Here is a 20,118-nt window from a genome sequence, read left to right on the forward strand (position 1 = left end):
GCAGGCAGGGGCAGCGCGAGGCTACCGTCAGCGGCCGCGCAGCCGACGCACGAGGATGCTCGCGTCGCCCCGCTGCTCGAGATCCGCCAGCACCACCGCGACCGCCTCGCGGACGATCCGCCCGCGGTCGACGGCCAGCCCGTGCTCGCCGCGCAGCACCAGCCGCGCGTGCTCGAGGTCCATCAGTTCCTCGGCCGAGACGTAGACCGTGATCTTCTCGTCGTGCCGTTCGCGTCCGCTCGGGCGGCGGTTCGCACCGCGGCCTCCCCGGGAGCGGCGGGCCGGCGCGCCGGCCGCGGCCTCCTGGGGCCGGCGCTTCGCCTCGGGGTCGTCGGTACTCCGGGCCCGTCCTTCGTCGCCCGCGTCGGACTCGGCGGCCGAGTGCTCCTCCGACGACGGTGAGGCCGACGCCGGTGAGGCGGACGCGTCCGCCGTCTCCACCGGGTCGCTCTCCCCCGCCGGTGCGGGCACCCTCGGTTCGCCGTTCGCCTGCCTGCGCGGGGAGGACGAGTTCAGCGCCATGCCCCCGGTCGTACGGAACAGCTCGTCGGCCCCGGGCAGACTCACTCGGCGTGACACCGGGCGAGCACCTCCCTGGCGAGCTGGCGGTAGGCGGCCGCACCGACCGAGTTGGAGGCGTACGTGGTGATCGGCTCGCCGGCGACCGTGGTCTCCGGGAAGCGCACGGTGCGCCCGATGACCGTGTGGTAGACGTGGTCGTCGAACGCCTCGACCACACGCGCCAGCACCTCACGGCTGTGCACCGTGCGGGAGTCGTACATCGTGGCGAGGATGCCGTCGAGCTCCAGGTCGGGGTTGAGCCGCTCCTGGACCTTCTCGATCGTCTCGGTCAGCAGTGCCACACCGCGCAGTGCGAAGAACTCGCACTCGAGCGGCACGATCACCTTGTGCGCGGCGGTCAGCGCGTTGACGGTGAGCAGACCGAGCGAGGGCTGACAGTCGATCACGATGTAGTCGTAGTCGGCCATCAGGGGCTTCAGCGCCCGCTGGAGCGTCGACTCGCGCGCGACCTCGCTGACCAACTGCACTTCCGCGGCCGAGAGATCGATGTTGCTCGGCAGCAGGTCCATGTTGGGAACCGCGGTCTTCAGCAGCACCTCGTCCGCCGCCATGCCCCGCTCCATGAGCAGGTTGTAGACGGTGAGGTCCAGCTCCATCGGGTTGACGCCGAGGCCGACCGACAGGGCTCCCTGCGGGTCGAAGTCGACGAGCAGAACGCGCCGTCCGTACTCCGCGAGCGCGGCACCCAGGTTGATGGTCGACGTGGTCTTGCCGACGCCGCCCTTCTGGTTGCACATCGCGATGATCTTCGCGGGGCCGTGATCGGTCAGCGGGCCCGGGATCGGGAAGTACGGCAGCGGCCGCCCGGTGGGGCCGATCCGCTCGCGGCGCTGACGCGCGGCGTCAGGGGCGAGGGTGGCGGCGTACTCGGGATCGGGCTCGTACTCGGCGTCGGGGTCGTAGAAGTGCCCTTCAGGGACTTCCTCGTAGGCGGCGAAGTGGGTGGACTCTCGGCCACTCTCGTTGCCGGCCATGGCGTTCACGTGTTGGCCGTCCATCGTCTTCATCGTGTGGGCTGTCGTCATGTGCGTGGAGTCCTGGTGTGTCGCGGAAGTGCGGACAGCGACGGAGCCGACAGCTTCGAGCCCGGAAGACGGGCCCTGGCCCGGCACCGTTGGCACCCCCACGCCCGCGGGGCGTAGAGGATGCGTTCCTGCTTGACCACCCCCGGGAGTAAATGTCGACTCATTCACAAGTCGTCTTACCTCCTTGGACGTGACCAGGAAACTTATCGATAGGTCAGCGTGGCACCATGCCGACGGTTGGCGACTCTATGGCGTGTCACCGCTCCGCAGCAACACAATCAACCGGACCCGGCCCGATGTGTCGGCAACGGAACACCCTTCTGTCAAGGGTGCTCAGACCTTCCGCCGCAACCCGGCGCTCTGGTTTCGAGGGTGCGCGAATCGGTTAAAGGGTTACGTTCGACGCGAGTTGAGCGAGTGCCGCAAAGGCCTCGGACACGCGTCCGGCCGGACCTCGCTCTGCAAGATCCGGCCGGGGGCGTGATGTTGACGGTGTGCGTTGACTCTCAGCCGAGAAGGGCGCTCAGCTCGACGCTCTGCAGGCCGTGGGCCTCGGCGACCGGACCGTAAACGACCTGGCCATCATGGGTGTTGAGGCCCAGCGCGAGCGCCGGGTCCCGGCGCAGCGCCTCGACCCAGCCGCGGTTCGCGAGCTCAACGATGTAGGGCAGCGTGGCGTTGGTGAGGGCGTACGTCGAGGTGTTCGGGACGGCGCCCGGCATGTTCGCGACGCAGTAGAAGACCGAGTTGTGCACCTGGAAGGTCGGCTCGGCGTGCGTGGTCGGGTGCGAGTCCTCGAAGCAGCCGCCCTGGTCGATCGCAATGTCGACAAGGACACTTCCGGGCTTCATCTTGGCGACGAGCTCGTTGGTGACCAGCTTCGGCGCCTTGGCACCGGGGATGAGAACGGCACCGATGACGAGGTCGGCCTCGACGACCGCCTTCTCCAGTTCGTAGGCGTTGGAGACGATCGTCTGCACCTTGGTGCCGAAGATCTTGTCGGCCTCACGGAGCTTGTTGATGTCCTTGTCGAGCAGGGTGACGTGGAAGCCCATGCCGACCGCGATCTGGGTGGCGCTCCAGCCGGAGACACCGCCACCGATGACGACGGCCCTGCCGGCGGCGACGCCCGGGACACCGCCGGGCAGCACACCGCGGCCGCCGACCTGGCGCATCAGGTGGTAGGCGCCGACCTGGGGAGCGATCCGGCCCGCGACCTCGGACATCGGAGCGAGCAGCGGCAGCGAGCGGTTCGCGGTCTCGACCGTCTCGTACGCGATGGCGGTGGTGCCGGACTCCAGCAGCGCGTCCGTGCAGTCGCGGGACGCGGCGAGGTGCAGGTACGTGAAGAGCGTCTGGTCCTTGCGCAGGCGGTGGTACTCCTCCGCGATGGGCTCCTTGACCTTCAGCAGCAGGTCGGCGGTGGCCCAGACCTCGTCGGCGGTGGGCAGGATCTGCGCACCGGCGGCGACGAACTCGACGTCCGTGATCGAGGAGCCGGCACCGGCGTTCTGCTCGATGACGACCTCGTGGCCGTGGCGCACCAGCTCATGCACGCCGGCGGGGGTGATGGCCACCCGGAACTCGTTGTTCTTGACCTCGCGGGGGATGCCGACCTTCACGTCGATCACGGTCCTTGGCTCAGGGGATACAGGGGCTTACTTCCATACTTACCCGGACACACGGGGGCATCCAGAGACACCACGAAAACGACCGCGGCGGAGCCAGTCTAATGAAGGACTTCTCCCTGTCTAGCCTTACAAAGCATTAATCTTGAGCCGAAGCACTACGGATTTCGTAGGCTGAGCCCCCATCATTGAGCAACATTTCGGCAGTGGAGCGATGGACACGGGCCGCCGCCGGGTCGCCCAGCCGGTCGAGGGTGTCGGCCAGCCTGAGCTGCAGAGCTGCCTGGAGCCGGTCGTCGCCGGCACGGCGGGCCCACTCCACCGCCTGCTTGCAGGTGTGCAGGGACTCCTCCGGCCGGCCCGCGTACTCCTGGACGCGGGCCGCCTCGCTCAGCGAACGCGCCTGGGAGGCGAGGTCGCCCACCTTGCGGTAGCCCGCGACCGAGGCGCGCCAGTTGCGCAGCGCCTCGCCGTAGAGGCCGGCGTAGGAGTGCACCGCACCGAGGCGGCCGTAGAGCCGCGCCTCGTCCGCGCGCTCCCCGCGGCCCTGGCACTGGGCGAGCGCCCGGCCGAACCAGTCGGCCGCCCGGTGCCAGTCCCCCAGTTCCTGGTAGGCGCCGCCGACGGATTCCATCGCGCGGCCGGTCGCGTACATGTCGTTCGCGGCCCGTCCGGCGTCCAGAGCGGCCCGGTACCGGGCCAGCGCGTCCGCGGTACGTCCGGTCTGCGCGTCCAGATCGCCCAGATTCAGCAGGGCGGCGGCCTGCTCCCGGTGCAGCCCACGCCGCTCGGCGACACCGAGCACCAGCTGGTGCAGGCCGTAGAGCTCGGGGGCGGCGGCCTCGGTGCCGCGATGGGCCGCGAGCGCCCGGACGAGGGCGGCGACCAGTCTGCGCGCCAGCGTGTCCAGCCCGCCGTCCTCCACCGCGAGCCGTGCGGAGGCCATGAGCACGGGCTGGCGGGACCGCAGCCACTCCTCGGCCGCCTGCGTGTCGGCGAAACGCATCGCGCGCGGCAGTCCGGCCAGCATCTTGCGCGCCGGCGAGCCCTCGGGCTCGGTGACGGCACGGCACGCCTGGAGCTGCCGGACGGTCCGTTCCAGCATCCGGGCCCGCGCCAGCTGCACCTCGGCGGGCTTGTCCTGCGACTCCATCAGGGACCGCAGCATCGGTGCGAGCGAGCCGGGCACCCGGTAGCGGCTGCCCTCCGGGCGCAGCAGGCCCAGCAGCACGAATTCGTCCAGCGCCCGCTGCGCGTCCTCCACCGCGCACCCGCTCAGCGCGGACGCGGTGTGCGCGTCGGCGACCCCGGCCGGGGCGAGGGACAGCAGCCGCAGCATCCTGGCGTTGGTCGGATTCAGCGATCCGTACGCCAGCCGGAAGGCCCGGGAGAGCGGCCGGGCTCCCTGGGACTGTTCGTCGTCGTCGGGCACGGCCCGCAGTTGCTTGGTCGCGTCGGCGACCGACGCCTTGGGGCGGGCGGCCAGCCAGCCTCCGACCAGCAGGAGCCCCGCGGGCAGGCCGCCGCACTCCTCCGCCACGGTCTCTGCGGCCTGCGGATCCACCGTGATCCGCACCGATCCGGTGAAGGAGCCGAGCAGCTCGATCGCGGCCTTGGCGTCCATTCCGCCGAGCGTGCAGGGCCGTACGTCGGGAATGCCGGTCAGCGGACCCGCGGCGACAGCCACCGCCAGGCAGTCGGGGTTGTCGGGCAGCAGCGGGTCGACCTGCTCGGCGTCGGCGGCGTCGTCGAGCAGCAGCACGACCCGGCGGTCCGCGAGCGTGTCGCGGACCATGCCGGACAGTTCGTCCTCGTCGGCACCGGGCGGCGCGGGGACGCCGAGCGTGTCGAGCAGATCGCGGGCCGTCTCCTCGGTGGGGACCCGCCGTCCGCCCGGTTCCGTCAGCCGGGCGCGGAGCACACCGTCGGGATAGGCCGCGGTCAGCCGGCCGATGAGCTCCTCGGCGAGCGCGGTCCGTCCGGAGCCGGGCCGTCCCGCGATCAGCAGTACCCGTGCGCGGGGGGATTTGCGACCGGCGATCGTGTCCAGTCCGGCGCGTTCGATGTCGGCCCGAAGGGCCTTCAACTCCCTTTGCCTGCCGAAGAATTGGCCCCTGGCCGCGTCGGCCCGTCCGCCCGAGTCCACCGCCTGATCCGTCACGGGCCACGCTCCCGTCCAGTCCGCGCACAAGCCGAGCCCGCAGGGGCTCCGCACGGGCGTTCCGAGCCTAGTTCACGCTCTGCTACGAACCGGGTGGAGCATGCCCGACCGGTCGCCCGATCGGATCAATTGGACAGTCGGATAGTGGGACTGACTGACGATCAGGATTCGAAGGGGCGGGCCGGCCACGGAGCCTCGGCCGGACGCAGCGCGTCGAGGCCGTCGCCGTCGCGGGCGGCGACCAGCGAAAGGACGCCCACCACGAGGCAGTTGTTGTGCAGATCGCCGGCGAGCACGTCGCGGACGAGTTCCCGCACGGGCACCCGGGCCAGTTCCATGTCTGCCTCTTCGGCCTCGACCTCGAAGCGCTCGCCCTCGGCGGCCGACAGGTCGCGCGCCAAGAAGATGCGGACGGCCTCGTCGCAGCCGCCGGGCGTGGTGTAGACATCGACCAGCACCCGCCAGTCCTCGGCCTTGACGTGCGCCTCTTCGTACAGCTCGCGCTGTGCGGCGTGCAGCGGGTTCTCGCCGGGCACGTCCAGCAGACCGGCCGGGATCTCCCAGAGCCGCTGGCGCACGGGGTGCCGGTACTGGCGCAGGACGAGCACCCGGTCCTCGGGGTCGAGCGCGAGGACCGCGACGGAGCCCGGATGCACCTGGTAGTCGCGCCGCGCCACCGCGCCGTCGGGCATGACCACGTCGTCCGCGCGGACACTGGTCTTCTTGCCCTCGAAGGGGGTCGCGGTCGCGACGACCTGCCACTCCTCGGGGGTGTCCTTGATCGCCATGTCGCCGTCCTCCCGCTGTGCTCACGCCGGGCCGGGCCGCGAGCGGCCACGTGCCCCGATGGAACCGGGGTACGGATTCCGTGAGGAATGCGTACCCCGGTCCACCGTATCGCCTGCGACTACGCGCCCGACGCGCGCTCCACCGCGGCCTTCACCAGCCCCGCGAACAGCGGGTGCGGGCGGGTCGGGCGTGAGCGGAGCTCCGGGTGCGCCTGAGTGGCCACCAGGTAGGGGTGCACATCGCGGGGGTACTCGACGTACTCCACGAGCTTGTTGTCGGGGGACGTGCCCGAGAAGAGGATGCCGGCCTTCTTCTCCAGCTCCGCGCGGTAGGCGTTGTTCACCTCGTAGCGGTGGCGGTGGCGCTCCTCGACATAGGGCTCGTCGCCGTAGACCTCGCGCACGATCGAGCCCTCGGCCAGCTTGGCCGGGTACAGACCGAGACGCATCGTGCCGCCGAGGTCGCCCGCGCCCTCCACATACGCCAGCTGCTCCTCCATGGTGGAGATCACCGGGTGGGCGGTGGCGGCGTCGAACTCGGTGGAGTTGGCCTCGGGGATCTCGGCGAGATGACGCGCGGCCTCGATCACGATGCACTGGAGGCCGAGGCAGATGCCCAGCAGCGGGATCTTGTTCTCCCGGGCGTAGGTGATCGCGCCCACCTTGCCGGTCACACCGCGGTCGCCGAAGCCGCCGGGGATCAGGATGCCGTCGACGTCGCCGAGCTGCCGTGCGGCGCCGGTCGGGGTCTTGCAGTCGTCGGAGGCGACCCACTTGACCTTGACGCGTGCCTTGTTGGCGAAACCGCCGGCGCGCAGCGCCTCGGTCACCGAGAGATAGGCGTCGGGCAGATCGATGTACTTGCCGACGAGCGCGACGGTGACCTCGTGGTCGGGGTTGTGGACCCGGTCCAGCAGGTCGTCCCACGTGGTCCAGTCGACATCGCGGAACGGCAGGTCCAGCTTGCGTACGACGTAGGCGTCCAGCCCCTCGGTGTGCAGCACCTTGGGGATGTCGTAGATCGACTTGGCGTCGATCGCGGCCACCACGGCGGCCTCGTCGACGTCGCACATCAGCGAGATCTTGCGCTTGATGGCGGTCGGCACCTCGCGGTCGGCGCGGAGCACGATCGCATCCGGCTGAATACCGATGCTCCGCAGAGCGGCGACGGAGTGCTGGGTCGGCTTGGTCTTCAGCTCACCGGACGGGCCGATGTAGGGGAGCAGCGAGATGTGCACGACGAAGACGTTGTCCCGGCCGACCTCGTGGCGGACCTGGCGGACGGTCTCCAGGAACGGCAGCGACTCGATGTCGCCGACCGTGCCGCCGACCTCGGTGATGACGACGTCCACGTCCTCGGTCGCCATCCGGCGGATGCGGTGCTTGATCTCGTTGGTGATGTGCGGGATGACCTGCACGGTGTCGCCCAGGTACTCGCCGCGCCGCTCCCTGGCGATCACCTGCGAGTAGACCTGGCCGGTGGTGACGTTGGCCGAGCCGTCGAGGTCGACGTCGAGGAAGCGCTCGTAGTGGCCGACGTCCAGGTCGGTCTCGGCGCCGTCGTTGGTGACGAACACCTCACCGTGCTGGAAGGGGTTCATCGTGCCGGGGTCGACGTTGAGGTACGGGTCGAGCTTCTGCATCGTGACCCGCAGGCCCCGCGCCTTGAGCAGCGCACCCAGGCTGGAGGCCGTCAGGCCCTTGCCGAGGGAGGAGGCGACACCCCCGGTGACGAAGATGTGCTTGGTCGTCATGGATTTGGGCGGCATCGCCAAGAGGGGGCTCCCGTGGTCGCGAAGTGAGATGCGTGTCCGGCATCCCTTCCAGATGGTCAGGGGTGCCGTCCGCTGCGGTTTCGGGGCCCTCGTTCTGCACAGGACGGCCACCGGTCCACGGGGTACCAGGGTATCAGCGACCAGGGGAGGCTGCTTCCGGCCACGCGCCGCCGCACGCGTACCCCGCTCACCAGCGATTCACCCTTGGCTCACCCGTTCGGCGGAGTCGCGTTGTCGAGACCGTCGCGCGGATCATTGAGGTGCGTCGTATCCTGCTCGGACACTCGCTCTGCCGAGCGACGCAGAGGGAACGCGCGAAGCGCATCGAGCAGGGTGGTGGTGGGCGGCGGGTGGCCGTGGTAATGGCAGGATGACGCCCTCCCCAGAGCTTCGCCTGGGAGGCACCCCCATTCCCGGGCCCGCTCGTCAACGACCCTTGACCGCAGTAAGCGCCCCCCGGGGCGAAGTGGCCGTTCGACTGGAGAAACACGTGGCCGGGCGCATCGAGGATTACGCACTCATCGGAGACATGCAGACCGCAGCACTGGTCTGCAGGGACGGCACCGCCGACTGGTTGTGCCTCCCCCGCTTCGACTCGCATGCCGTTTTCGCCGGCCTGCTCGGGACCGAGGAACACGGGTTCTGGAGACTGGGACCGGCCCACGCCGCGCATGCCGACCCCCCGGCCGCCGACCGCCGGCGCTACCGGGGCGACTCGCTGATCCTCGAATCGGAGTGGGACACACCGCGCGGCACGGTCCGTGTGACGGATTTCATGCCGCCGCGTGACGGCGCCCCGCAGCTGATCCGGATCGTCGAGGGTGTCAGCGGACGGGTGCCGATGCGCTCCGCGCTGCGGATGCGTTTCAGCTACGGACGCGTGGTGCCCTGGGTCCACAAGGTCGACGGGCGCACGGTCGCGGTCGCCGGACCCGACTCGGTGTGGCTCGACTCCCCGACCGAGACGTACGGCAAGAACCTCACCACGTACTCCGACTTCACCGTCGCCCCGGGCGAGCGCATCGCGTTCACCATCAGCTGGCAGCCCTCGCACCGCACCTCACCGGCGATGCCGGATCCGGAGGGGTCGCTGGAGGCGACGGAGGACTTCTGGCGCGAGTGGGTCGAGCACTGCACCTATCACGGGCCCTACCGCGAGGCCGTCGTCCGCTCGCTGATCACGCTGAAGGCGCTGACCTACGCGCCGACCGGCGGGATCGTCGCCGCCCCGACGACCTCCCTGCCGGAGGAGATCGGCGGCGTACGGAACTGGGACTACCGCTACACCTGGCTGCGCGACGCGGCGATCACCCTGTCGTCGCTGCTGCGCACCGGTTATCGCGAGGAGGCCCGCGCCTGGCGCGAGTGGCTGCTGCGTGCCGTCGCGGGCGACCCGGAGAACCTCCAGATCATGTACGGCATCGCCGGCGAACGTGAGCTGGGCGAGGCCGAACTGGACTGGCTGCCCGGCTACGAGAACTCCCAGCCGGTACGGGTCGGCAACGGAGCTGCCCATCAGCTCCAGCTCGATGTGTACGGCGAGGTCACCGAGGCGCTGCACCTGGCCCATATGACGGGTCTGGCGCGCAACGACTACGCCTCCCTGCTCCAGCTCAAGCTGATCCGCTATCTGGAGAAGCACTGGGACCAGCCGGACGAGGGCATCTGGGAGGTGCGCGGACCGCGCCGCCACTTCGTCCACTCCAAGGTGATGGCCTGGGTCGCGGTCGACCGCACCATCAAGCTGATCGAGTCCGGCGACGCCGACGGCCCGCTGGACCGGTGGCGCGACCTGCGGGACGACATCCACCGCGACGTCTGCGAGAAGGGCTACGACCAGGAGCGGAACACCTTCACGCAGTCGTACGGCTCCAAGGAGCTCGACGCCTCGCTGCTGCTGATTCCGCAGATGGGCTTCCTGCCGCCGGACGACAAGCGGGTCATCGGCACGATCGAGGCGATCCAGCGCGAGCTGTCGACGGAGGACGGGTTCGTCCTGCGCTATCCGACCGCGGGCGAGAAGGAGGGCGTCGACGGTCTCGAGGGCGACGAGGGCGCGTTCCTCGCGTGCTCGTTCTGGCTCGCCGACGACCTCGCGATGATCGGGCGGGTCGACGAGGCGCGCAAGCTCTTCGAGAAGCTGCTCGCGCTCCGCAACGACCTGGGACTGCTGGCCGAGGAGTGGGACCCCAAGCTCCAGCGGCAAGTGGGTAACTTCCCGCAGGCCTTCAGCCACGTGCCGCTCATCGACACCGCGCTGCGGCTGACGGCCTCCGGCGCGTACGGCGGCTGACCCCGCCCGCGGCAGGACCGGCGGAGCCCGTTCACCGATCGGGCTCCGCCGAACGGGACTACGATGAAATGGTCCTGATCAGCCCTCGGAAGGGGGCCTGCCATGGCGCCCCACGCCATCGCGGAGGCGGCACTGGGCGGCCTCCGTCAGCAATTGACCGGCGATGCCATCGCCCCCGGTGACCCCGGGTACGACGAGGCCCGCGCCGTCTTCAACGGAATGATCGACCGGCACCCGGCGGTCGTCGCACAGTGCGAGACAGGGGCCGATGTCGCCCGGGCCATCCGCTTCGGCCGCGAGCACGACCTCGAGATCGCCGTACGCGGCGGCGGGCACAGCGTCGCCGGCATGGCGCTCAACGACGACGGGATCGTCGTGGACCTGCGCCGGATGCACACCGTGATCGTCAACCCGGCAGAGCGGACGGCACGCATCGGCGGCGGAGCCACGATGAGCCACCTCGACCGGGCCTGCCAGCCCTACGACCTGGCGACCACCGGCGGCCGGGCCTCCACGACCGGCGTCGGCGGCTTCACGCTCGGCGGCGGATCGGGCTGGCTGGAGCGGAAGTTCGGGCTCGCCTGCGACAACCTCGTCGCCGTCGAGCTGGTGACGGCGGACGGCAGCACGGTGCACGCCAGTGCGGACGAGAACCCGGAGCTGTTCTGGGCGCTGCACGGCGGCGGGGGCAATTTCGGGGTGGCGACCGCCATCACGCTGAAGCTGCACCCCCTGCCGGCGATGTCGATGATGATGCTGCTGTTCCGGCCGGAGGAAGGACTCCACGTCGCCCGCGCCTACCGGGACTTCCTGGGTTCGGCGCCCGACGAGCTCGGCGGCGGCCTGTTCTATCTCACCGGACCGCCCGAGCCGTTCGTGCCCGACCATCTCGTCGGCAAGCTGACCTGCATCCTGCTGATCACCTACGCGGGAACCGAGATGGAGGCCCGCAATGTGGCCGAGCCGCTGCTGGCGCTCCCCCGCGAGGCCGAGCTCATCGCCGAACTCCCGTACGCGGAGCTCCAGTGCATGCTCGACGACCCGCCCGGGCAGCGGAACTACTGGTCGGCCGAGTATCTGGCCGGCTTCCCGGACGCGGCCGTCGACGCCTTCACCGCCCGCGCCGGGACCATGCCCGTGCCCTCCAGCTCTCAGCACATCCTGTTCCCGATGGGCGGTGCCGTGGCCGCAGGCCCCGGCGACCACCCCCTGCCCTGGCGCACGGCGCCGTGGGCGGTGCACCCCTTCGGGATCTGGGAGAGTCCGGCGGACGACGAACGGGCCGTCGAGTGGGTCCGTGACGTCCGCGCCGGCATGCGGCCCTGGTCGATCGGCACCGTCTACCTCAACTTCATCGGGCTGGAGGGCGAGGACCGGGTCCTCGCCGCCTTCGGCGAGGAGAACTACCGGCGGCTGGCGGCCGTGAAGACGGAGTACGACCCCGACAACGTCTTCCGGCTCAACCACAACATCAAGCCGCTTCAGCCCGCGGTCTGACCGCGCCCCTTGCGGGACTGCGGGACCCGGGTGATGTGCGGCGATCCCCCGGCCAGGTAGCGTCCGAAGCTCCCGTACTGCCGAGTGAAGCGCGAGGCGACCGTCAGTGGAGACGCAAGGCGAGCCCCAGGGCGGCATCACCGTCCGCCGGGCGCTGGAGCTGCCGGGGCTGCGCTCCGGCCTTCCGGAGGTCGTCGCCGGGGCCGAACGGCTTCAGCGGACGGTCCGCTGGGTGCACGCGGGCGAGGTGCCGAACATCGCCTCCCTGCTGAAGGGCGGCGAGCTGCTGCTCACCACGGGCCTCGGGCTGGGCACCCGGCCCGCCGAGCAGCGCGCGTTCGTACGGCAGCTGGCCGACCGCGGCATCGCCGCGCTGGTGGTGGAGCTCGGGCCCCGCTTCAGCCGGCTGCCCGCCGCGATCGTGGACACAGCCCGCGCGGCCGGGCTCCCGCTCGTACAGCTGCACCGCGAGGTCCCCTTCGTCTCGGTGACGGAGGAGGTCCACACCGAGATCGTCAACGGGCACTACGCGCTGCTGCGGCGGGCCGAGGACGTGCACCGGCGGTGCACTGAGGTGCTGCTCGGCGGCGGCGGGGTGCCCCAGGTGCTGCGCATCCTCGCGGACTTCACCGCCAACCCGGTCTTCCTGGAGACGGCCGACGGCCAGCTGCTGTACGCGGCGGGCTCCGGGTCCGGGCAGGCGGGCGCCGAGCCCCTCCAGGTGTGGGAGGGTCTGCGCGGACAGCCCGCCGCGCGCGAGAGCCCGCCGGCCGGGACGGTCCTCGTGGACGTGCCCGGCGGGGGTCAGGGCGCGGCCTCGGTACGGGCCCGGCTCGTGGTGCCGGCCGTCGGCTCCCCGCTGCTGACGGTCCACCGCATGGCCGCTGAACGGGCCGCCGGGCTGCTGGCCGTGGTCCTGATGCAGGCCCGGCAGGAGGAGGAGCTCGCGGCGCGCGGCCGGGGCGACTTCCTCACCGACCTCGCCGAGGGCCGCATCACCGCGGAGGACGCGCCGGCCCAGGCGCGGGTACTCGGCTTCAAGCCCGGCGACGGACCGCTGCTGCCGGTCGTGATGCGACTGGCGCCCGAACTGTCGCCGTCGGGCAACTGGGCGCTGCTCGCCCGTGCGGTGCTGGAGGAACTGTCCGTGGTGGGCGTGCCCGTCCTGCTGGGCGTACGGCCGGTCGAGGGCCGGGTGCCCCTGCTGCTGGGGCTGCGCACCGAGTCCGAACGCACGGCGGTCGCGGACCGGGTGGCGGTCGCGCTGCGGGCGGGGGTGGAACGCGCCGGGCTCGAACGCGCGGGCGGCCACCCGCCGGTGGTGGTCGTGGGCGTCGCGGGCGGCTGGGCCGCGGCATCGGCGGGTCTGCGCCATGCGGCCGAGACGGCGACAGCGGCCCAGGGGCTGAGCGACCGGCCCTGGTACGACGCGCGTCGGCTGGACACCGACCTGCTGCTGTGGCGACTGCGGGACCATCCGGACCTGGCCGCGTTCGTGGAGCGCGCGATCGGCCCGCTGCGCGACCACGACGCCACCTCGCGCCCGCCGCTGCTGCCGACGCTGGAGACCTTTCTGGCCCACGCGGGCCGGAAGGCGGAGACGGCCCGTGAACTGCATCTGAACCGCCAGACGCTGTACAACCGGCTGGCCCGCATCTCCGAACTGCTGGGCACGGACCTGGACGACCCGCAGACGGTGCTGGCACTGAGCCTGGCGCTGGGGGCGAGACGGCACCTGCCATGAGGTGAGGGGGTGGGGGTGGCGGGACCGCGCTCCCGGCCCGTTCGGGGTTCAGCCCGGGCCGTTCGGGGTTCAGCCCACTGCCGCGGGGCTCAGCCCGCCCGCCCCGCTGTCAGTTCGTCGTACACGCTCAGCACCTGCGCGATCGTCTCGTCCTCCGTCGGCCAGGTCGCCGCCTGCGCACGGCCCGCTGCGGCCAGCTCGTCCCGTCGGGCAGGCTCTCGCAGGAGCCGGGCCACCGCTTCCGCGAGCGCGTCCCCGTCGCCGTAGGGCACCAGTTCCGCCGCGTCGCCGACGAGTTCCGGGACACCGCCGACGGCCGTCGCGACCAGCGGCACTCCCGCCCGCAGGGCCTCCTGGGCCAGCAGGGCACGTGCCTCCCAGCGGCTGGGGAGCACCGCCACGTCCGCCGCGGAGATCAGGTCTCCGATGTCGTCGCGGCGGCCCACCAGCCGTACCGGCAGGCCCTCCGCCTCGATACGCCGCTGGAGCGCGGCCCGCTCGCGCCCCTCCCCCGCGATCACCACCAGCGGCAGCGGATCGACGGTGCGCCACCGCGCGGCCGCGTCGAGCAGCGTGCCGTACCCGCGCTGCGGAACCAGGGAGCCGACGGCCATCACCAACGGCCGGTCGACCGCGCCCACTTCGGCCCTGGCCTTGCCCTCGGAGCGATCGGCGCGACGCGGGGCGGGCACCGCGACCGGCGCGAGGCGGGCGTCCCGGGCGCCGTGCCGGCGGGCCCGGTCGACCAGTTCGGAACAGGTGCCGAGCACAACCGCCGCCGCGCGGGCGGCCCTTCGCTCCAGCAGACGCAGCAACGGCCCGCGCGGTCCGTCGGCGTCCGGGCGGCTGTGCCAGGTGACGACGAGCGGCACCCGCAGACCCCTGAGGGCCACCGAGGCGCGTACGGCCGCGTGCAGTCCGTGCGCGTGCACCACGTCGGCCCGCGCACACGCGGCGCGCAGGGCCCCGACGGCGGCGGGGTCGCTGCGGCGCGGCACCGGCGCGAAGTCGGCCCCGGCGCCCGGGAAGTCGTAGACGTGCTCCAGTCCGGCGGGCGCGCACACCGTCACCCGTACGCCCCGCGCCACCAGCCCCGAGGCCAGCGACCGGACGTGCGCGCTGCTGCCCGCGCTGCCGCCGCCCAGGACCTGGACCGTACGCAGCTGTGTCACCCGCCAAGGATGCCAGCCCGTACGCACGTTCCGGCACCGTCCGGGTGTCGTTCCCGTGTCGCAGCACGGCAGCCAACGATGGTCTTCACCCAGGCGGGTGACGCGCTGTCGCTCAGCGGTGCGTCACACGGCCCGCGGCCCTGTCCCCGACCGCACGGACGGTCCGGACCTCAGCCGTCCGCCCGCGCCGTCGCCAGCAGCTCCTCCGCGTGGGCCCGCGCCGTCTCCGAGTCCTCCTGGCCCGCCAGCATCCGCGACAGCTCCCGGACCCGGTCCTCGCCCTCCAGGACGGTGACACCGCTGCGGGTCACCGAGCCGTCGTTCGTCTTCTCCACCAGCAGCTGCCGGTCCGCGAACGCCGCCACCTGCGGCAGGTGCGTCACCACGACCACCTGCGCCGTCTTCGCGAGCTTCGCGAGACGCCGGCCGATCTCGACGGCCGCCTTGCCGCCCACGCCCGCGTCGACCTCGTCGAAGAGATAGGTCGGCACGGGGTCCGTGCCCGCGAAGACCACCTCGACCGCGAGCATCACCCGGGAGAGCTCACCGCCGGACGCACCCTTGGCGATCGGCCGCGGCGGGGCTCCCGGATGCGGGGCGAGCAGCAGCTCCACCTCGTCGGCGCCGTGCGGGCCGTAGGCCACCGTCCGGCCGCCGACCTCGACGCCCTCCGGGTCCTCGGTCTGCCCGATGGCGAAGGACACGCGTGCGTGCGGCATCGCGAGAGACGCCAGCTCCTCGGTGACGGCCTCGGCGAACCGGGCCGCCGCCTCCGTGCGGGCGTCGGTCAAGGCCTGTGCCAGACCCGACAGTTCACCGCGCAGTGCGTCCCGCTCGGCCGTCAGTTCGCCGATCCGGTCGTCGTCGCCCTCCAGCTCGGTGAGCCGGCCCGCGCTCTCCTCGGACCAGGCGAGCACGGCGGCGATGCCTTCACCGGTCTCGCCGTACTTGCGCGTCAGCCCGGTCAGCGCGGCCCGGCGCTCCTCCACCGCGGCCAGCCGCAGCGGATCGGCGTCCAGGTTGTCCGCGTATCCGGCGAGCTCACCGGCCACATCGCCGAGCAGGATGGAGATCTCGCCCATCCGGTCGGCGAGCGAGGCGAGTGCCGGGTCGTGGGCGCGCACGGCGTCCAGCGCACGGTTGGCGCCGGCGACGAGGGTCGTCGCATCGACGCCCTCGGGGTCCTCGGGGTTGCCGGCGAGCGCGGTGTGCGCGACGGACGCGGCGGACGCCAGCGCCTCCGCGTGACCCAGTCGCTCCGCCTCCGCGGCGAGTTCCACGTCCTCACCGGCGCGTGGCTCGACTCCGGCGATCTCGTTCAGCCCGAAGCGCAGCAGATCGGCTTCCTGGGCGCGCTCGCGGGCGCGGGTGGTCAGCTCGTCGAGTTCGGTGGCGACGGACCGCAGCCTGCGGTAGGCCGATGCGTACTTGGCGAGCGGTCCGGACACCGCCCCGCCCGCGTACCGGTCGAGGGCCTCGCGCTGCCGCGCCGGGCGCAGCAGCCCCTGCTGGTCGGTCTGGCCGTGGACGGCGACCAGCTCGTCGGCGAGCTCGGACAGCACACCCACCGGCACGGACCTGCCGCCGATGTGCGCGCGGGAGCGTCCCTCCGCCGACACCGTTCTGCTGATGAGCAGCGTGCCGTCCTCGAGTTCGGCCCCGGCCTCCTCGGCCCGTACGGCGGCGGGAGCCCCGGCGGGTACGCCGATGCGCCCCTCCACCACCGCCGACTTCGCGCCGATCCGCACCAGGGCGGGGTCGGCGCGCCCGCCGAGCAGCAGCCCCAGGCTGGTGACGACCATGGTCTTGCCCGCGCCCGTCTCGCCGGTCACCGCGGTGAAACCGGGTGACAGCTCGACGACCGCGTCGTCGATGACGCCGAGCGACCGTATCCGCATCTCCTCCAACACGGACACGACCTTACGAGGTCCGGGGCCGCCCGTGCGACGGACCCCGGTGTCGGATTCACTCTCCCGGGCCGCGAGCGGCGGTTCCGGGGCCCTCGTCACGGGGACGTCAATGGGGCGCTCCGCGCCAACCGGACACCGGCAGCGCGAACTTGGCGACCAGGCGGTCCGTGAACGACGCGTGATGCAGCCGGGCCAGACGGACCGGAACGGCTCCGCGCCGTACTTCGACCCGGGCGCCCGGTGGCAGCTCCACCGTCCGTCGTCCGTCGCACCACAGCACCCCGTGCGGGGTGTGGGCCTGCACCTCGACCGCCAGAACGGAGGTCGGCGAGGTCACCAGCGGCTTGGCGAACAGGGCGTGCGCGCTGATGGGCACCATCAGCAGCGCCTCCACCTCGGGCCACACCACGGGGCCGCCGGCGGAGAAGGCGTAGGCCGTGGAGCCGGTCGGGGTGGCGCAGACGACGCCGTCGCAGCCGAACCCGGTCACCGGCCGCCCGTCGATCTCGAGGACGACCTCCAGGATGCGGTCGGGCGAGACTTTCTGGACGACCGCCTCGTTCAGCGCCCAGTCCTCGTGGAGGATGTCTCCGTTGCGGTGCACGACCACATCGATCGTCATCCGCTCCTCGACCTCGTACGCCCGGGTGACGACGCGGTCGACGACCTTGTCCAGGTCGTCGCGCTCGGCCTCGGCCAGGAACCCGACGCGCCCCAGGTTGACGCCGAGCATCGGCACGCCGGAGGCCCGGGCGAACTCGGCGCCGCGCAGCAGCGTCCCGTCGCCGCCGAGCACGATCAGCAGCTCACAGCCGTCGAGCACGCCCGGTGTCGCTTCGGGGACGGTCTCGACGGACGGCGGCAGTGGCAGGTCGGCCGCCTCGGCCTGGAGCACACGCACACCGAGACCGTTGCGCATCAGCCCCTGCACGACGAGTTCGGCGCTGCGGATCGCCGCAGGCCTGCCGGTGTGGGCGAGCAGGAAGACGGTGCGTCCTGAAGTCGCTGCTGGTGTGGTCAACGAGGTCCCTCCGCAACTGCACGATCGACGTCCGCCGGATCGAGCTCGGGCGCGCCGGCCCTGAGCCACAGGAAGTACTCGACGTTCCCGGAGGGTCCCGGCAGCGGGCTGGCGGTGACACCCAGTACGCCCAGACCGAGTCCCGCGGCCTTGCCGGCCACGGTCCTCACAGCCTCCTTGCGCAGTTCGGGGCTGCGTACGACCCCTCCGCTGCCGAGGCGCTCCTTGCCGACTTCGAACTGCGGCTTGACCATCAGCACCAGATCGGCGTCCGGGGCCGTGCACCGGACGAGTGCCGGCAGGACGAGGCCCAGCGGAATGAAGGAGAGATCTCCCACCACCAGGTCCACCGCCTCACCGTCGATCGTGCCGAGCGTCAGCTCGCGCACATTCGTACGGTCTTTGACCTTCACGCGTTCATCACTTTGCAGAGACCAGGCGAGTTGTCCGTATCCGACGTCCACCGCGACCACCTCGCGGGCGCCCGCACGCAGCAGGACGTCGGTGAATCCCCCGGTCGACGCTCCCGCGTCGAGGGCCCGCCGTCCCTCGATCCGCAGCCCCAGCGGCACGAAGGCCGCCAGCGCCCCGGCGAGTTTGTGCCCACCGCGTGAAACGTATTCGGGGTCGTTGTCGTCCGCCGACACGACGACGGCGGCGCTGGTCTCGACCTGGGTGGCGGACTTCGTCGCGACATTGCCTCCGACGGTCACCCGCCCCGCGGCGATCAGCTGGCCGGCGTGCTCGCGAGAGCGCGCGAGGCTGCGGCGTACCAGCTCGGCGTCGAGACGGCGGCGGGCCACTCCTGCCACGTTCGGTTCAGCTCCTGTAGTTGTACGGGGGTGACGGCGGGGGCGCCTGGGGTGCGGGCGCCGGGCGTGCGTCGAGCGCGGTCAGCGCGTCGCGCAGCCCTCGGTGTACATCCTCGTACACCGCGAGGTGTCCGTCCGCCGGGAGGTGGTCGGCATCACCGAGCCGCTCGAGCCGGGCGTCGATCTCGGCGTTGCCCGTGGGCACGCGCTGGACGCCGAGGGGGGCGGGCGCGGCGGGTTCGTAGGCGGAGGTCGCGGAGGTCTCTGAGGTCTCTGAGGTCGCGGCGTCCTGCTCGGACTCGTGCTCGCGCTCCTGCCCGGCCGTCACCGCCGGTTCCCGCTCCATCTCCTGCTCCAGGGAGATGTCCGGGGCGTGCCCGGCGTTCGGGCCCGGTGGGTCGCCGTCGTTCCCCTGCTCCTGGATCATCCGGGCGTGCGGGCCCGGCATCGAGTCGCTCATGCCCAGACGCTACCGCGAAGCGCTGCGGTACCGTCGATCACGATGGCGACGACGGAGGAGTGCCGCAGCGCACTCAAGAAGCTCTCGGACAACCTGGCGCAGGCGGATGGTGATGTGCGCAGCGCGGCCGCGCTCGACCGTTCCCTGAGCTGCCACATCAAGGATCTGGACGTGACGTTCACCGGCCGCCTGGAGGGCGGCCGGATCGAGGTCGCGGACACGGTCGACGGACCCCCGCCCGAGAAGGCGCAGATCCGTCTCGCGATGACCGGGGACGACCTGGTGGCGATGGTGAACGGCGAGCTGAACTTCGCGAAGGCGTGGGCCTCCGGCCGCGTCAGGCTGGAGGCCGGCTTCCGCGATCTGATCCGCCTCAGGACGCTGCTGTAACCGCACCACGCCTGCGGGCGGCCGGCACCACCAGGGGTGTCCCGGACTCCGGGTCGGCGATGACCTGACTCTTCACCCCGAAGACCTGCTCGACGAGCTCGGCCGTGACGATGTCGACGGGCGCTCCTTCGGCGACGACCCGTCCCTCCCGCAGAGCGATCAGGTGGGTGGCGTAGCGGGCGGCCTGGTTGAGGTCGTGCAGGACGGCGACGAGCGTGCGCCCCTGCTCCTCGTGCAGCTCGGCGCAGAGGTCGAGCACCTCCAGCTGGTGCTGGATGTCGAGGAACGTCGTCGGCTCGTCCAGGAGCAGCAGCGGGGTCTGCTGTGCGAGCGCCATGGCGATCCACACGCGCTGGCGCTGTCCGCCGGACAGTTCGTCGACATAGCGCTCTGCCAGTTCACCGACACCGGTGGCGGCCATCGACTCCTGGACGATGCGCTCGTCCTCCGGCGACCACTGGCGCAGCAGGCCCTGGTGCGGGTAGCGGCCGCGTGCGACGAGGTCGGCGACCGTGATGCCGTCGGGCGCGATGGAGGACTGCGGCAGCAGGCCGAGGGTCCTGGCGACCTTCTTCGCCGGCAGGGAGTGGATGACCTGTCCGTCGAGCAGGACCCGCCCCTGGGAGGGCTTCAGCATGCGCGACAGGGCGCGCAGCAGGGTCGACTTGCCGCAGGCGTTCGGTCCGACGATGACCGTGAAGGAGTTGTCGGGGATCTCGACCGACAGGTCTTCGGCGATGACACGCTGGTCGTAGCCGAGGGTGACCGATTCCGCGGTGAGACGCTGCATGGTGGTCGTACTCCTGGATCGGGGGTTCACGGGCGTCACGGGGTTCGTACTCGTCCCGGCTCGCGTGGGC

At 71.7% G+C, this 20,118-nt stretch carries 16 protein-coding genes; 4 read left to right on the forward strand and 12 right to left on the reverse strand.

Translation table 11 applies throughout. From position 1 onward, the window contains the following. Positions 1–27: 27 nt before the first annotated feature. The 6 genes from ACFWU3_RS31965 to ACFWU3_RS31990 all read right to left on the reverse strand — a co-directional run bounded on the left by ACFWU3_RS31965 (position 28) and on the right by ACFWU3_RS31990 (position 7,953). Positions 28–567 carry a hypothetical protein gene (locus tag ACFWU3_RS31965; protein ID WP_384444545.1) on the reverse strand — a complete coding sequence of 180 codons (540 nt, stop codon included), beginning with the start codon at positions 565–567 and terminating at the stop codon, positions 28–30. Next, complete coding sequence (locus tag ACFWU3_RS31970) at positions 564–1,694, reverse strand: ParA family protein (RefSeq protein WP_313949067.1); 1,131 nt, start codon at positions 1,692–1,694, stop codon at positions 564–566. Before ACFWU3_RS31970 ends, ACFWU3_RS31965 begins: the two co-directional genes overlap by 4 nt. 419 nt (positions 1,695–2,113) lie before the next feature. After that, a complete protein-coding gene (gene ald / locus ACFWU3_RS31975; RefSeq protein WP_384444546.1) occupies positions 2,114–3,229 on the reverse strand; it encodes an alanine dehydrogenase in 1,116 nt (371 codons plus the stop codon). Between the two features lie 145 nt (positions 3,230–3,374). After that, positions 3,375–5,396 (reverse strand): tetratricopeptide repeat protein, encoded by a 2,022-nt coding sequence (locus ACFWU3_RS31980; protein WP_384444531.1) that lies wholly within the window; start codon positions 5,394–5,396, stop codon positions 3,375–3,377. 161 nt (positions 5,397–5,557) lie between these two features. Then, entirely contained in the window at positions 5,558–6,184 is a 627-nt protein-coding gene (locus ACFWU3_RS31985) for an NUDIX domain-containing protein (RefSeq protein WP_384444532.1), read from the reverse strand. A gap of 119 nt (positions 6,185–6,303) precedes the next feature. Next, on the reverse strand, positions 6,304–7,953 hold the full coding sequence (locus tag ACFWU3_RS31990; protein WP_384444533.1) for a CTP synthase: 1,650 nt from the start codon (positions 7,951–7,953) through the stop codon (positions 6,304–6,306). Between the two features lie 496 nt (positions 7,954–8,449). Between ACFWU3_RS31990 and ACFWU3_RS31995 the strand changes: the two genes are divergently transcribed. The 3 genes from ACFWU3_RS31995 to ACFWU3_RS32005 all read left to right on the forward strand — a co-directional run bounded on the left by ACFWU3_RS31995 (position 8,450) and on the right by ACFWU3_RS32005 (position 13,493). Then, complete coding sequence (locus tag ACFWU3_RS31995; RefSeq protein WP_384444534.1) at positions 8,450–10,252, forward strand: glycoside hydrolase family 15 protein; 1,803 nt, start codon at positions 8,450–8,452, stop codon at positions 10,250–10,252. 102 nt (positions 10,253–10,354) lie between these two features. Further along, positions 10,355–11,749 carry an FAD-binding oxidoreductase gene (locus ACFWU3_RS32000; protein ID WP_384444535.1) on the forward strand — a complete coding sequence of 465 codons (1,395 nt, stop codon included), beginning with the start codon at positions 10,355–10,357 and terminating at the stop codon, positions 11,747–11,749. A gap of 106 nt (positions 11,750–11,855) precedes the next feature. Continuing rightward, positions 11,856–13,493, forward strand: coding sequence for a PucR family transcriptional regulator (locus ACFWU3_RS32005; RefSeq protein ID WP_313947175.1), 1,638 nt, complete (start codon positions 11,856–11,858; stop codon positions 13,491–13,493). Between the two features lie 89 nt (positions 13,494–13,582). On the opposite strand, the gene ACFWU3_RS32010 is transcribed toward ACFWU3_RS32005, so the two are convergent. The 5 genes from ACFWU3_RS32010 to ACFWU3_RS32030 all read right to left on the reverse strand — a co-directional run bounded on the left by ACFWU3_RS32010 (position 13,583) and on the right by ACFWU3_RS32030 (position 18,754). Next, positions 13,583–14,665, reverse strand: a complete 1,083-nt coding sequence (locus ACFWU3_RS32010; protein ID WP_384444536.1) for a glycosyltransferase family 4 protein — start codon at positions 14,663–14,665, stop codon at positions 13,583–13,585. 170 nt (positions 14,666–14,835) lie between these two features. After that, positions 14,836–16,563, reverse strand: a complete 1,728-nt coding sequence (recN, locus tag ACFWU3_RS32015) for a DNA repair protein RecN (RefSeq protein WP_384444547.1) — start codon at positions 16,561–16,563, stop codon at positions 14,836–14,838. Between the two features lie 118 nt (positions 16,564–16,681). After that, positions 16,682–17,596, reverse strand: coding sequence for an NAD kinase (locus ACFWU3_RS32020; RefSeq protein WP_340472341.1), 915 nt, complete (start codon positions 17,594–17,596; stop codon positions 16,682–16,684). Next, on the reverse strand, positions 17,593–18,408 hold the full coding sequence (locus tag ACFWU3_RS32025) for a TlyA family RNA methyltransferase (RefSeq protein WP_384444537.1): 816 nt from the start codon (positions 18,406–18,408) through the stop codon (positions 17,593–17,595). The genes ACFWU3_RS32020 and ACFWU3_RS32025 overlap by 4 nt, the downstream gene beginning before the upstream one ends. A 7-nt stretch (positions 18,409–18,415) precedes the next feature. Continuing rightward, entirely contained in the window at positions 18,416–18,754 is a 339-nt protein-coding gene (locus tag ACFWU3_RS32030; RefSeq protein ID WP_384444548.1) for a hypothetical protein, read from the reverse strand. A 156-nt stretch (positions 18,755–18,910) separates the two neighbouring features. On the opposite strand from ACFWU3_RS32030, the gene ACFWU3_RS32035 reads away from it, so the two are divergent. Then, positions 18,911–19,258, forward strand: a complete 348-nt coding sequence (locus ACFWU3_RS32035; RefSeq protein ID WP_384444538.1) for an SCP2 sterol-binding domain-containing protein — start codon at positions 18,911–18,913, stop codon at positions 19,256–19,258. Here ACFWU3_RS32035 and ACFWU3_RS32040 read toward each other — a convergent pair. After that, complete coding sequence (locus ACFWU3_RS32040) at positions 19,242–20,048, reverse strand: ABC transporter ATP-binding protein (RefSeq protein WP_384444539.1); 807 nt, start codon at positions 20,046–20,048, stop codon at positions 19,242–19,244. The two genes, ACFWU3_RS32035 and ACFWU3_RS32040, sit on opposite strands and share 17 nt — an antisense overlap. Positions 20,049–20,118: the final 70 nt, after the last annotated feature.

This window comes from Streptomyces sp. NPDC058685 (genome assembly GCF_042714725.1).
In the GTDB taxonomy this organism is placed as follows: domain Bacteria; phylum Actinomycetota; class Actinomycetes; order Streptomycetales; family Streptomycetaceae; genus Streptomyces.

Coding starts and splice junctions, on each gene's coding strand:
- ACFWU3_RS32030 (WP_384444548.1), bottom strand. CDS start 18,754: ATGGAGCGGGAACCGGCGGTGACGGCCGGGCAGGAGCGCGAGCACGAG.
- ACFWU3_RS32035 (WP_384444538.1), top strand. CDS start 18,911: ATGGCGACGACGGAGGAGTGCCGCAGCGCACTCAAGAAGCTCTCGGAC.
- ACFWU3_RS32000 (WP_384444535.1), top strand. CDS start 10,355: ATGGCGCCCCACGCCATCGCGGAGGCGGCACTGGGCGGCCTCCGTCAG.
- ACFWU3_RS31985 (WP_384444532.1), bottom strand. CDS start 6,184: ATGGCGATCAAGGACACCCCCGAGGAGTGGCAGGTCGTCGCGACCGCG.
- ACFWU3_RS31990 (WP_384444533.1), bottom strand. CDS start 7,953: ATGCCGCCCAAATCCATGACGACCAAGCACATCTTCGTCACCGGGGGT.
- recN (WP_384444547.1), bottom strand. CDS start 16,563: ATGCGGATACGGTCGCTCGGCGTCATCGACGACGCGGTCGTCGAGCTG.
- ACFWU3_RS32040 (WP_384444539.1), bottom strand. CDS start 20,048: ATGCAGCGTCTCACCGCGGAATCGGTCACCCTCGGCTACGACCAGCGT.